The organism is Christiangramia portivictoriae DSM 23547 (assembly GCF_000423045.1).
Taxonomy (GTDB): Bacteria; Bacteroidota; Bacteroidia; order Flavobacteriales; family Flavobacteriaceae; genus Christiangramia; species Christiangramia portivictoriae.
Map to the genome: position 1 here is coordinate 321,652 of NZ_AUHF01000007.1, position 14,053 is coordinate 335,704.

At 40.9% G+C, this 14,053-nt stretch carries 10 protein-coding genes and 1 tRNA gene; 1 reads left to right on the plus strand and 10 read right to left on the minus strand.

Features of this window, described 5'->3' with window-relative positions; all coding sequences use genetic code 11:
* Positions 1-71: 71 nt before the first annotated feature.
* The 3 genes from G529_RS0106520 to gdhA all read right to left on the minus strand — a co-directional run bounded on the left by G529_RS0106520 (position 72) and on the right by gdhA (position 4,613).
* On the minus strand, positions 72-2,474 hold the full coding sequence (locus tag G529_RS0106520) for a TonB-dependent receptor (RefSeq protein ID WP_026914780.1): 2,403 nt from the start codon (positions 2,472-2,474) through the stop codon (positions 72-74).
* Entirely contained in the window at positions 2,475-3,194 is a 720-nt protein-coding gene (gene recO / locus G529_RS0106525; protein WP_026914781.1) for a DNA repair protein RecO, read from the minus strand.
* Between the two features lie 75 nt (positions 3,195-3,269).
* Positions 3,270-4,613, minus strand: a complete 1,344-nt coding sequence (gene gdhA / locus G529_RS0106530) for an NADP-specific glutamate dehydrogenase (protein WP_026914782.1) — start codon at positions 4,611-4,613, stop codon at positions 3,270-3,272.
* A gap of 201 nt (positions 4,614-4,814) precedes the next feature.
* On the opposite strand from gdhA, the gene G529_RS0106535 reads away from it, so the two are divergent.
* Entirely contained in the window at positions 4,815-5,591 is a 777-nt protein-coding gene (locus G529_RS0106535; protein ID WP_026914783.1) for a THC0290_0291 family protein, read from the plus strand.
* Here G529_RS0106535 and pncA read toward each other — a convergent pair.
* From pncA to rseP, 7 genes are all read right to left on the minus strand, one after another.
* A complete protein-coding gene (gene pncA / locus G529_RS0106540) occupies positions 5,588-6,199 on the minus strand; it encodes a bifunctional nicotinamidase/pyrazinamidase (RefSeq protein WP_026914784.1) in 612 nt (203 codons plus the stop codon). The genes G529_RS0106535 and pncA overlap by 4 nt on opposite strands.
* A complete protein-coding gene (locus G529_RS0106545; protein ID WP_026914785.1) occupies positions 6,199-7,608 on the minus strand; it encodes a nicotinate phosphoribosyltransferase in 1,410 nt (469 codons plus the stop codon). Before G529_RS0106545 ends, pncA begins: the two co-directional genes overlap by 1 nt.
* A gap of 124 nt (positions 7,609-7,732) precedes the next feature.
* Entirely contained in the window at positions 7,733-8,227 is a 495-nt protein-coding gene (locus G529_RS0106550) for a hypothetical protein (protein WP_026914786.1), read from the minus strand.
* A gap of 354 nt (positions 8,228-8,581) precedes the next feature.
* Entirely contained in the window at positions 8,582-10,825 is a 2,244-nt protein-coding gene (locus G529_RS0106555) for an inorganic phosphate transporter (RefSeq protein ID WP_026914787.1), read from the minus strand.
* Positions 10,826-10,895: 70 nt separating this feature from the next.
* Positions 10,896-12,101 carry a porin gene (locus tag G529_RS0106560; protein WP_026914788.1) on the minus strand — a complete coding sequence of 402 codons (1,206 nt, stop codon included), beginning with the start codon at positions 12,099-12,101 and terminating at the stop codon, positions 10,896-10,898.
* A gap of 313 nt (positions 12,102-12,414) precedes the next feature.
* Positions 12,415-12,488: transfer RNA gene (locus G529_RS0106565), tRNA-Asn, on the minus strand.
* A 233-nt stretch (positions 12,489-12,721) separates the two neighbouring features.
* Complete coding sequence (gene rseP / locus G529_RS0106575) at positions 12,722-14,038, minus strand: RIP metalloprotease RseP (protein ID WP_026914790.1); 1,317 nt, start codon at positions 14,036-14,038, stop codon at positions 12,722-12,724.
* Positions 14,039-14,053: the final 15 nt, after the last annotated feature.

Here is a 14,053-nt window from a genome sequence, read left to right on the forward strand (position 1 = left end):
TATGATTCCTCGCTAAAAAACGACCGCTTTTCAGCATCAGATAATTCTGAATTGGGAAAGTAATGAAGTTGCTAAAAATTGTATTTCAGGGCAATGATCAAATTTCTACCTGCCGCAGCAATTCCGGAAGAATAGGTACGATAACGCTGATCTGTAATATTTTCCAGAGAAACTGTAGCCAGCCAATTTGGATTGAACCTGTATTGTCCCGTTAAGTTGAGCGTATACCATGCCGGTGAATATGGATTTCCATTGGCATCTGTTGCATATAAATAGGCTTTATCCTGCTCTCCCGGAGCCAGATCTTCAAAGTCAAATTCACCATTGTACTCTGCAAAAAGATCGAGTTTTAACTTTCGCTTGTTCCAGACCAGATGGGTACTTCCAAACATAGGCGCCGCATGTCTTAACGGAACATATTCACCACCTTCATTTTCTTCTCCATAGTTATAACTGAATTGAGAGTTTAAACGTAAGGCTACCGAAAAGTCTATTTCTATTCCGGCTTCCAGTCCATAAACATAAGCGTTGGCCGCATTTTGTATCGCCTGCACCCTACTGGATTCGCCCTGATAATCGATCTCGGTAACGCCATTAAGATCAAAATCTCTTCGCACCATCGCATCATCGAGATACGTATAGTAGGCGGTGACTCCAAGACGAAGATTATCGCTAAAATTAAAGTCGGCACCAAGTTCTGCATTATAGGCATATTCCGACTTCAGGTTTGGATTTGGGACGACAACAGACCCAGGTTCAGAATCAAATATTTTACCAATATCATCAATATTCGGTGCACGAAAAGCGGTAGAGAGTCCCAGTCGCCATCCTACAAAATGATTTTGACGCCAGTTAAGCCCAAGACTTCCGGTAAGTGCTCCCGTGCTGATATTCGCTTCCTCAAATGGAAAATCATAAAATCTGTTCTCAAAATTCGCGTCTACCAGAATATGATTGTAGCGCAAACCCGACTGCAATGACAGAACCTGATTTATTTTCCACTGGTAACTCGAGTAAACCGCCATAGATTGCCATTCTGAGCCATCAGGATACCTGCTCGCCGTATCTCCGGTTTCTCCATTCTGAATATTTCTGAAGTCTCCTTCAGAAGCAACCGAATTAAATACATATTCAAAACCGTAGAACAACTTGCTCTCAGACAACGACTTTTCAAAATCCAGATTTGCTGAATAAGCATCTACATTTTCTTCCGTTGAAAAAAGTATAGGCTCTCCAAAATCACGATCATTTCTGCTCTCACCAAAATACTGATAAGCCCCTGTGAACTGAACTTTATCATAGAATTCTGAACGGCTGCGGTGGTTGATTTTTACATTTCCAAGAAACCAGGTTTGCGGACCATAATACCACTCTGCGGCACGCAAAAGGCCATCTTTTTTACGATAGAGTCGGTCGTACCTTGGAAAATCTGAAGTTTGAGAATACACGAGTCCAAGATTAAAATCCCAGTCCCTGGACGGCATATACTTCACCTTTTGCAAGAGATTGATCTGGTCATAACCTGTAGGTCTCTGAACTAGCGGTTCTGGGTTTTCCAACATTACATCGATCCCGTTCTGTCTTTCCGCGTATTCAGGACGCAGATAGTCATCAGGGCCGTGCTTACCCATTTTGAGGTCACCAAAATCTGAATACGTGATCCCAGTCCTGAAAGCCCAGTTTTCCCGACCTACATTCACATCTGCATGTACGGTATTTTCATTATTGGCCGTAGCGAAACGAGTATAAATGGAACCTGAAACTGAAGTACCTCCGGTAAAACTAAAATCTGGCTGCAGGGTATAAAAATTCATCACCCCGCCAACAGCATCGCTCCCATAGACCACAGATCCCGGACCAAGAATAACTTCGGCATTCTCTACCATTAGAGGATCTACCGAGATCACATTTTGAAGATTTCCGCTTCGGAATATGGCAGAATTCATACGCACTCCGTCCACGGTGAGTAAAAGCCTGTTGGTTGAAAAACCTCTTATCATGGGGCTTCCACCGCCTAACTGACTCTTTTGCACAAAGACCTGTCCCGTACTTTCCAGAAGATCTGCTGAAGTTTGAGGATTCGCCATTAAAATTTCAGAAGGAACGATGCTCACAATCTTCTGCGGAATTTCATCTTTTTTCAGTTTAAACCGCGCGGCAGACAAGGTGATCTGCTCCAACTGATTTTCACCCGGCTCCAGAACAACGATATTATTGTTCTGAAGGATCTCTCTTTTCCTGCGATATACTTGTTTATAGGAAACCGACTTAAAAATAATGACTTCGGTATCTGAAAAATCAGTAATGATCGCCACTCCTTCAATATCTGAAATGGTATATTTTGACTGATCCTGATTGTAAATGGCCACCCCGGGAACAGGTTCGCCGGTATCACTATCCAGGATCCTGATCTCCTGTGCAGCGAGATGTAAATAAGAAAAGAAGAAAAGTAGTACTAAGAGCCCTGCCCGCATTTATCCAAAAATTTCATTTAATACTCCCAGAGACTTCGGTTTGCGAAAACCTTCAATATGCAATTCGAAATAAAGAAGAAGCATTTTCAGGAAATCTGTGCGTGAAGCCTGGTTCAATTTTATATTCGCTAAGGCATCAAATTCGGTGCCCAATAGCATTTTCAGCAAAACTACATTATTACCTTCTATGCAATAGTCATTTGTGGGAATTTCCTGAAAAACTCCGTCGAGCAAATTGAAATACTCAGCCTCTGAAGTAGAGTTTTGTGGTTGAAACCCAAGATACCTGGTAAGCTGCAGCAGAAATAATAAATGGAAATTCGCTATTTTCTCAGCAGCATCAAGATATTGCAGGCTATATTCAAGGTAGTGAAACAGGGCCTCATTATTCTCCTCTTCTTTGATACTGTTCTTAAGAACTTCAGCAAGGAACATGACCAGCGCCTGTTTGACGGGGTGCGTATGCAGGCTTAAATAACTGGCAAGTACCTTCGCTTCCTTCAAATACTCCAGCTTCCCGGTGTTTTTATGATTTGCCACGATATCCAGTTGCGTGAGACTCTGGAACATGGAGGCTTTGAATTTTCCACGCCTGCTTTTCAACACCCCTTTTAGCATATAGGTTCTTAGCCCATCAGACAGCGTGTAAAGCTTTACGATAAGATCTGCCTCCCCGTATTTTAATGCACTGATTACGATCGCTTTGGTATGCACCAGCATCCTGAAAAAATTTGGCGGCAATGTATAAAAAAAGCCGCTTTTCAGCGGCTTTAGTTTTATATTTTGAGGGTTTGATTATACAACACCCTGTGCTAGCATGGCATCTGCTACTTTTACAAATCCAGCGATATTCGCTCCTTTTACGTAGTCGATATATCCATCTTCAGTAGTACCATATTCCACACATTTCTCATGAATATCATTCATGATCTCGTGAAGTTTCTTGTCTACTTCTTCTGAAGTCCAGTTGTAACGCATAGAGTTCTGAGACATTTCCAAACCTGAAGTTGCAACACCACCGGCATTGGAAGCCTTTCCTGGTGAGAACAAGATCTTTTCATTATGGAAAACCTCGATTGCCTCAGGAGTACACGGCATATTCGCCCCTTCTCCTACGCACATACAGCCATTCTTCACTAGTGCTTCAGCGTCTTCCTTGTCCAGTTCATTCTGAGTTGCACAAGGCAAAGCGATATCACATTTGATGTTCCATGGCGTTTTACCTTCATGATATTCAGCTCCAGAATACTGCTCTACATATTCGCTAATTCTGCCACGTTTCTCATTCTTCAATTCCATGATAAACTGAAGTTTCTCTGCATCGATACCATCTTTATCGTAAATGAATCCGCCGGAGTCAGACATGGTAACAACCTTAGCTCCCAACTGAGTAGCTTTTTCCGCAGCATATTGCGCTACGTTACCAGCACCTGAGATTACAATCGTCTTCCCTTCCAGTTTCTCTCCTTTGGTTTTCAGCATATTTTGAGCGAAGTAAACGTTCCCGTATCCTGTAGCTTCAGGTCTAATCAAAGAGCCACCGTAACTAAGGCCTTTACCGGTCAAGATTCCTGTAAACTCATTCTGAATTCTTTTGTACTGGCCAAACATGAAACCTATCTCACGAGCACCAACCCCAATATCACCAGCTGGTACATCAGCATTAGCACCAATGTGCCTTTGAAGCTCGGTCATAAAGCTCTGGCAGAAACGCATCACTTCATTATCAGATTTTCCTTTCGGGTCAAAGTCTGAACCACCTTTACCACCACCCATAGGCAGTGTTGTAAGGCTATTTTTAAAAGTCTGCTCAAACGCAAGAAACTTAAGAATACTAAGGTTTACCGATGGATGAAAACGCAAACCTCCTTTGTATGGTCCAATTGCTGAGTTCATCTGGATTCTGAATCCACGATTCACCTGTATATCCCCGTTATCATCAAGCCAAGGCACTCTAAACATCACAACCCTTTCTGGCTCCACCATACGCTCCAGAAGCATTTTGTTCTGGTATTTTTTATTCTTTTCAATAAAAGGAATTACGGTTTCAGCCACCTCGTGAACAGCCTGCATAAATTCTGGCTCGTTCTGGTTTCTGGTTGACACCTTTTCCAGGAAATTTTTGATATTTTTTTCCATAATGACTGGCGCTATTATTAAATTATAAATTTTTTGTCCAAATTATGCAGCAAATATAAATATTCTATAAGGATTACTGGATTCATTCTGTCATTTCATATAAAATTAACTTTTACTTTCCACCCCTTTGTTCGCAGGCAGTTTATAAATATTGTGTTAACGTAGTTTTGCTATATTTGCTAACGTTGCAAGCTGCATTCAATGAATATCAATAAGGTTTTTCTTCTTTTCTTCATTATTATCCTGGGCTATTCTGAAAATGCTTCGGGACAGCTTAGTTTTTCGAATGAAGTTGGGGTGATCGCCGGGCCTGCCGGATTTTTTACCGATTACGGGGAACGCTGGAATGTTAAAAATAATCTGGATAATGGTGGTTTTGGTGTTGGCCTGGTTCATTATATGAATTTTGCCTTTAAACCTGAATGCAGCTGCCGTCCAAGCAGTTTGTGGTTTACAAAGTATTTCAGAATTAGAAATGAAATCGATTACTTAAGATCTAACCTCGATCATTATGGCCCCGTAGCTGAGAAAAACAGCCTGGGAGGACAGCAGCTTCGGGCAATGCATGGAGAAACCGAAGTCATTGAAGCCGGAACCTCGCTTGAATACCATTTTCTGGGAATAAAAAAAGCCAGGGATTTTGGATACCTGTTTGCACCTTATATCTCGCTGGGAGTTCACTTTGTGCATTATAGACCAACTGCATATTCAGATCTTGGTCCGTTAGATAGTCCCAAAGTGCTTTTTGATACTTTTGAGGATGGACTGTTTCTGGAACCTGGAAATACCTTTGCCATTCTCGGAAGTGCAGGACTGCGTTACAGGCTGAGCAGGTTCAGCGATCTGCAGCTTGAAGCCAGGGCAACCTATTATGATACCGACAAGCTTGAAGGCCTGGACGTGCAGGGACCGCAAAACAAATTCAATGATTTTGTACTCTGGTTCAATGTAGGTTATATCTATTACCTGGACTTCTAAAAAACCAGATCTGCAGCCTTCAGGATAGTCCCGCCCTTTCTAAGGATCTCCAGTTTCATTTTCTCAAAACCTTTTTGATCTATAGACCTGGTCGCATCTTCGATAAGAGTAGTTTCAAAACCTTCCGAGATACTGTCAAGGACCGAATAAGCTACACAGTAATCTCCGGCAAGACCAGCGAAATATACCTGATGTACCCCTTTTTCTTTGAGGTACCCGGAAAGTCCTGTTGACTTTAAATGCATATTATCATAAAAACCACTATAGCTGTCGATCGCCAGGTCTGTGCCTTTTCTGAAAATCGTTTCGATGCGATTGGTATCCAGCTCTGGATGAAATTCCGCGCCAGGTGTATTTTGAACGCAATGATCTGGCCATAGCACCTGGTTGAGTCCGTTAAGCTTAATGACATCAAAAGCACTGGCATCCTGATGAGCTGAAGCAAAACTGGAATGACCTTTCGCATGCCAGTCCTGGGTGGCAATCACCAGATCAAATTTTTGTTGTAGCTCATTTATGAGAGGAATGATTTCATCGCCATTTTTAACAGCAAGTGCACCACCAGGCATAAAATCGTTTTGAATATCTATAAGAACAAGCGTTTTCATTATAATTTGTTTTTCTGCATTTTAATCAACCCGTCCCGTTCCTCTTTCAAGGTCTCACTAATTCCTATTTTGTAGATATGCGGATTGTTGAAGCGCTTGTATTCAATAGGTAATTCGGACAGCCTTGAGATGCTGTATTCCGAAATTTCACTGAGACTTCTTTTTTCCTGAAGTACCTTTCCTTCGTTCATAACCAGTTCCAGCAAAGCTTCCTGCTCGTAATGTTTCAGGCTCATCGATTTATAAGGCTCGAATGGATGGTGCATTTCCTCGATGCTGTTCTCATGATATAATCCAATGGCATCTGCACCAATGCACTTTCCGTTTTCATCCTTGATCCTGAAAACCTGCTTTTTATGTGGCAAGGTGATCTTAATGATACTTTCTGAAATCTTTATTCTAGGTTTCCCTGCTGAAAATGCCAGTTTATAAACTCCATCCAGAGCGCCATCAGGATCTCCAGTCACCAGGTTTGTTCCCACTCCAAAAATATCAATGGGAGCCTGTTGTTCCAGCAAGCTTTTGATAACATACTCATCAAGCTGATTGGAAGCCGCTATCTTCACATATTCCAGGCCGGCTGCATCCAGCATTTTCCTGCTTTCCTTGGCAAAATAGCTTAGGTCTCCACTATCCAGCCTTACGGCCAGTAACTTTTCACCACGCTTCTCCATTTCTTTGGCAACCTTGATCGCGTTGGGAATTCCACTTTTCAAGGTATTATAAGTATCTACAAGAAGCACGCAATTCTCTGGACGACCTTCAGCAAAATCTCTAAAGGCAGTTAGCTCATCATCGTAGCTTTGCACAAAAGAATGCGCCATTGTTCCAGAAACAGGAATATCAAAATCTTTTCCAGCGACTACGTTACTTGTCCCGTTAAAACCTCCAATGATTGCGGCGCGGGTAGCAAAATATCCTCCGCTAGCCTGGGCACGCCTTAATCCAAAATCCAGCAAAGTCGCATCTCCAGCCACTAATCGCATTCGACTTGCCTTCGTAGCAATAAGGGTTTGGAAGTTGAGTAAATTAAGAAGAATCGTTTCTATGATCTGCGCTTCGATAATGCTCGCTTCTACCTGCAGGATGGGCCGGGTTGGAAATACCACATCACCTTCTTTCACTGAATAGATTTTTCCTTTGAACTGGAAATCCTTTAAATATTCCAGGAAATCCTTTTCAAAACCCTGTTCTTTTAAAAACTGAAGATCATTTTCTGAAAATCGAAGTCTGGCCAATATATCCAGAAGATCTTCCAGACCCGAGAAGATGGCGTAACCACTTTTAAATGGAAGCTTTCTAAAATAATAATCAAAAACTGCCTGCTGGTCTTTCTGTCCTTTCTTGAAATAGACCTGCGCCATAGCTAACTGGTACTGGTCTGTATACGTCGCGGTAAATTGATTCATAGTAAATTCTTGAGTGCACTCGAATATTTAAAGAGCGGCATACACAAATTTACCGAAATTAAGATTTCACGCCCGGCATATCCATAAAGAATCTATTGCTGGAAGTATCTGCTTCCTACCGCCTTTAATTCTTCAAATCATCAGACAGCGAAATGCGATATCTTCCGTTTTCTGAAGGGAGAAGTTTTTCACTTACCAGTTCAAGGGTATTACCCTCCTGTACCCATGGAATCTCTTCGGAATTGTTCTCGGCATCGTAACCATCGAACCAGGCGAAGTCGATATCCTGGTAATATGAAGTGATCTTTAGCTCATAAACCTCCCCTTTTTTACTCCATTCTATAAGATAGTCGGAATCATTTGGAACAGGCAAAGCTGTTTCAGGATCTCCCTTTCCGGAGACGTAAATAGTACTAAGATCTGAAGGTGAGAACCACACATAGGTATTTTCCCATTTCTCACTATAACTATCAGGATTTACAAGTGCAACGGGATTACAGCTTGACAATAAAGTCAACACAAACGCGATTACTGGGAGTAAAATAGCTCGGGAATCCTTAAACTTTAAAAAAGTTGGGGTGCTGACGTATTTTGGGAATACATCCTTTAAAAATTTCATATTGGTGGTTCGATTACAGCAAGCTGAAGCCGAAGTAGTTTGGGGTTTGGTGAAATTAGAAAATTATAACAGCTCTTCCGAAGGAAAGTAAAACGCTAACTTAAGTTTGTGAATTAAAGCTCTGAGAAACCGGCTAAATACTAAAATTGACCGATGAAAAACCAGCGTTTGTACGGTTTTCCATGAGCAGCGTTTAAATGCCCATTTCCGCAGTTTAACGTACTATAATCCAGCAAAAATAGATAGTAAACTAGAAACCAGGTTTTTATAACGTTTAAGCCTGTAAATAGGTTTTTACTACAAAAAAAAGCCACATTTAGAAAATGTGGCTTTTTTAGCGGTAAAACGTTATGTTTAAACCTTTTTGTAACTGGAATTGTATTCTTCCATAAGACTCATGATCGCTTTCATTAAGTCTTTGGTCTCCAATAATAAGTTGAAGTACAAGGTTGTGTTTTTTGGACTGGATTCTTCAGTTCTTGTTCTAGACACTTGCTTTTCGATCTTTTCAGAAATCCTCTGTAGCACCACATCTTTCTTTGCAACAATTCGACTTATATCCTGGAACTCCCTGTTATTAAAGATCACTTCGATCTCTGTGAGCAATTCGCTTAAGATATCATCAATCTCTTTAAGATCTAGAAGCTGATTATATCGAAGCGGTTTGTGATTATTATTCACATGCTTGTAACTTTTCTTGGAAATATATTCCAGGGATTGAGCAATATCGGTAAGGTGCCCAAGAATAGAGATATAAAAACTACTTCCACGTACACTGGTTTCATCCAGACTTTTAATAAAGAAGAAAATCTGGTCTCTTAGATCTTCGATTTCAGACTCCAGTTTTTCCACACCTTTCTTACTCTTCTTCAGCTTCTTCTTATCCTGTTTGGACAAACCAGCAAAGGTATCAGAGAAGATCTTATTGGATCTGCTAACTACATTAGAAATATTATCAGCACTTTCAAGGATGATTCCCTGAACAGTTTTACTTTCAGATTTCTTCAGGCCAGATTTATCGGCTTTTGCGGTTTCCTTGTTCTTGTGTGAGATATAGTTTCTCACAAGCAAACCTATCGCTGCCAGAAGTAGAATGGCGATTGCAGGCCCTTTTCCGAGGAAAATAATATAGGTTAAAATTCCTGCTGCTGAAAAGGCGCTAAAGGCAGTGAAGAACCATCCCCCAATTACTTTTAAAACTCCGGCAACACGATATACAGCACTTTCTCTACCCCAGGCTTTATCTGCAAGAGAAGTTCCCATGGCCACCATGAATGTTACATAGGTAGTAGATAAAGGTAATTTATAGGAAGTCGCGATAGAGATCAATACACCGGCAACGGTAAGATTAATCGCTGCTCGAATCATATCGAATGCTGGCTGCTCTTCCGCTTTATCTCCAATGAGGATATCATCAGGTTTGCTAAAACTACGGCCTATCTTTCTACGCATCCCTCCCGGAACAATTAGCCGAATGGAATCAGCCAGTTTGGTCGTTCCTGTTACCAGAGCACGGGAAAGCATATTTGGATCGAACTTTTCAGTTCCATGTCCCTGTCGGGAAAGTCCAATTTCAGTTTCAGCTACGGTCTTTGCTTTCTTCGAAAACCAAAGTGTAAGCACCATAATAGCACCTGAGATAAATAATAATATTGGTTCTGCCGGTACTTTATCACGTAATACCTCCATAGAGAATTCTGTAGAAATCTGGCCAGATGCTGCCCAGGCTTCATAAGAGTGGTAAGCTGCCATTGGAACCCCAATAAAGTTTACCAGGTCATTTCCAGAGAAGGCAAGCGCAAGACCAAATGTCCCTACTGCGATCACGAAGATGAGGATACTTTTCTTAAATATCTTCATAAAGAGATAGCTGAAAAGTGTCCAGAATAGGAAACTAGCCAGGATTACGGTATATACCTGAGTAGAAAGCACATCTTTAAAGCTGTCGTAATACGGAGTTCCTTTCATCCCTTTGAAAATGATGAAATAACTGATGGCTGCAAGACAAATTCCTCCGAAAATAGAACCAAAATTCTTGATTTTCTTTTCGTATTCAAACGTGAACACTAGGCGGGACAACCACTGCACCAATGCTCCTATGGTAAATGCGATGACTACAGATAGGAATATTCCGGATATGATCTCGGTTGCTTTATCTGTATTGATGTAAGAGGAAAGATCTGCCAGCGTTTGAGTATCTGAAGCTCCAATTTTGATAAGCGCCATTACTACCGCTGCTCCAAGTAATTCGAATACAATGGATACTGTTGTTGAAGTTGGCATTCCCAGTGTGTTGAAAAAATCCAGCAGGAGAATGTCTGTGATCATAACAGCCATAAATATGATCATGATCTCATCAAAATAGAACTGACCGGGCATAAAAATACCTTTTCTGGCTACCTCCATCATTCCGCTGGAAAAAACAGCACCAATAAAGATCCCTACACTGGCCACGATCATGATCGTTTTGAATGAGATCGCTTTGGAACCAATCGCAGAGTTCAGGAAGTTCACGGCGTCATTACTAACTCCAACCACTAAATCGGCAATGGCAAGAACCACTAATGCAACCAGCATCAACAAGTAAATATTTTCCATTTTATTGTGTTTAAAAAGCGGTGCAAGTATCCAACCAAATCGTGGATTTACTGTTACCTAATTGTTAATTTTAAAAGTGAAATTCGAAGCCTGTTCTAAATGATATAAAATCCTCTATTCCAGCTTGTTTCGAATAATTGATATCTGCCTGTATCTTTAGCTTATGTCCTACAATATATTTGGATCCTCCCAGAGTGTATTGTTCGACATCATCCACTTCGATAATATCGGAATAGTCGTTTCTTGAGTATCTAGCAGCAATTTCATAATTACTTTTGAAAAGGTACGCAGTTTGAAAGTTTATTCCCTGCCCTTCCAGCACCCTGTACTCAGCTGCCTGATTTTCTCCCTGAATCCTGGCAATAGGATCTTCTGCATCGCGATAGGCATATTCTGCCATTACTGAAAGTCCGCGGTATTTAAAAACTGCATCCAGGAAAAACGTTTGGATATCGGTTTTATAAAGTGTTCCATCTTCCAACAGCATAAAACTTCCCAGGTTACTTCTCGTTCTTACGGCATCATTATTAATATCGTAAACTGCTCCCAGCATTAGTTTAGGAGAGGGCTCTCGTTCAAGATCTGCCTGGAAATAATCTCCTTTTTCAAGAAATTCTCCGAATGGCAGAAGCTCAATTCTTCCTGTGTATTCCATTCCTCCCTGGCTACCACTAGTTATATTTCGTCCTTCTCCCTGCGAAAACGCCAGCTTCTCTTTGATCACAAATTTTTCTCCCAGTTTGAATTTATGATGTAGCTGAAGTCCAATATCTCTATCTAGATTGAACCTGCTGTTTACAATAGATCGGTCTATAAGCTGTAAACTCGCTGAAGAAATAACCCTTTCCACATTTCCAGGAAGTTTGGTCTGCCCCGCCCATAGTTCGAAGTTCTTATGAAAATGCCATTTAAGAACTGCGTCGAGAATATACCGTGGTGAATTGGACGTAAACTGATTGGCTCCGGAAATGTCATTATTCGAAAGACCAAGTTCAATCTTATAAACCAGTTTCGGCGTAAGAGCGAATCCATCAAATTTTAGCCTTGCTCTTCTAATCAGGAAATTTTGCTCTGGATCCATGTACTCTTCTCCATCGTGATTCCATGTAGTAAGAGATCTGAACTGGAACCTTGGCGCAAATTTCACGCTAAAGGAACTATCTTTTGCGGTAAAATTAAGCAGGCCTTTTCCAAATTTTGTGTCACTTATTTCCTGAGCTCCAAGTCCCAATGTGACGAACAGGCACAAAACGAGTGTGCTGAATCTAGTCTTCATAAAATCGTATTATAAGTTTTTGTCGGCGACAAAGAAACAGACTTTATGTTAACTGAATGTTTCCCAAGAGTTAAACCTGAGGTTGGTCTAAGTTAATAAAAAAAGGCTGCCCTGTTTTTACAGGACAGCCTCGCACACTATTATGTAGAGTCGACAAAAACTTAATACGATTTTCGTGTGCTTTTGTACACACAAAGAAAGTACAGCGATGTCTCTTTAAGGTCACGCTTATATTAAATTAAGTTTAAAAATGGGATTAGAGAGGAAAGTACTAAAAACAAGAAAGCCACTCGAAAAACGAATGGCTTTGCTGCTCCTCCTCTTGGGCTCGAACCAAGGACCCTCTGATTAACAGTCAGATGCTCTAACCAACTGAGCTAAGGAGGAATGTTTTGCTTTGAAAGCGGTTGCAAATATAAATCAATTTTTAAATGCTGTCAAAACAAATTTCAGATTTTTTTCGAAGAATTTTACTTCGATTACGAATCCTTCAGAAAGTCAATTAATTACAGATTGATAAAATTTTCAGTAATGATGGATTTTATATTTCTACAGATACTACTAAACAAAAAAAACAGCCCAAAAGGACTGTTTTATATCTATAAATTCTTCCGCAGAGATTATTCAAATAACCAGCGGTAGATATCATTTCCATTTGCATAAAGCACCAGCGCTATCAACAAGAAGAAACCAGCCATCTGGGCGATCTCCATAAACTTATCATTTGGCTTTCTACCTGTAACCATTTCATACAACAGAAACATCACATGTCCACCATCCAGTGCCGGGATAGGCAGAATATTCATGAATGCCAGGATAATGGAAAGCAGGGCCGTGGTGTTCCAGAACCCGAACCAGTTCCAGGAATCAGGGAACAAGCCTCCAATCGCCCCGAAGCCTCCAAGTTGCGTAGCTCCTTTTTTGGTAAATACATATTTGAACTGGTACACATAATCTCTTAGCGTCCAGTAACCGTAATCGAATCCTTTGCTGATGCTTTCACTGAATCCGTATTTATTGCGTTTGATCTCGATCTCTGAAGCTGGACCAACACCCAGGTATCCATCTTCATCTGGAGTGATCTCACTGCTCATGATCTTTCCATTCCTGTCAAATACAACTTCAATAGTCTTTTCCTTATTTTCCATGGATGCAGGAGCGATCTCATGCCAGTAACCTATCTCCACATCATTCAGACTAATAATGCTGTCGCCTTTCTTAAGACCGGCTTTTGATGCAGCATGTTCAGCGATGACCGTATCCAGTACTGCCGACTGTATAGGCACAAATGGCTGCATAATTCCTTTTTCAAACATCTGGGTTCCTATCTCTGCCGGTACTTCAATGGTTTCTTCTGAACCATCCTGATGTAAAACCGTAATATTCTGCACATCTCTCATAAAAAGATGCTTGTTGATGTCAAGACTATTCTGAAACTCATCTCCATTTACTTCAAGAATCCTGTCTCCATCCTCAAAACCATATTCCTTAAAATCATCGATCACCGCAAATCCATCTGGCATTTCATCTGGGCCCACATAAGCAGATCCCCAAACGAACATGATCATCATGTAAATCAGAAAACCAAGAACCAGGTTTACCGTTACTCCACCAAGCATGATGATTAATCGCTGCCATGCCGGCTTGCTTCTAAATTCCCAGGGCTGTGGCGGTTTGGACATTTGTTCCTTGTCCATGCTTTCATCGATCATCCCCGCGATCTTCACATAGCCTCCAAGCGGCAACCAACCAATTCCATAGGTGGTTTCACCAATCTTTTTCTTAAGTAATGAAAATTTTACATCAAAGAACAGATAGAACTTTTCAACTCTGGTCTTAAATAATTTGGCCGGAATAAAATGACCCAATTCGTGGAGAACTATAAGTAGGGAAAGGCTTAATATTAATTGTATGGCTTTTACTAGAAATGGATCCATCAGCTAACTTCAAAT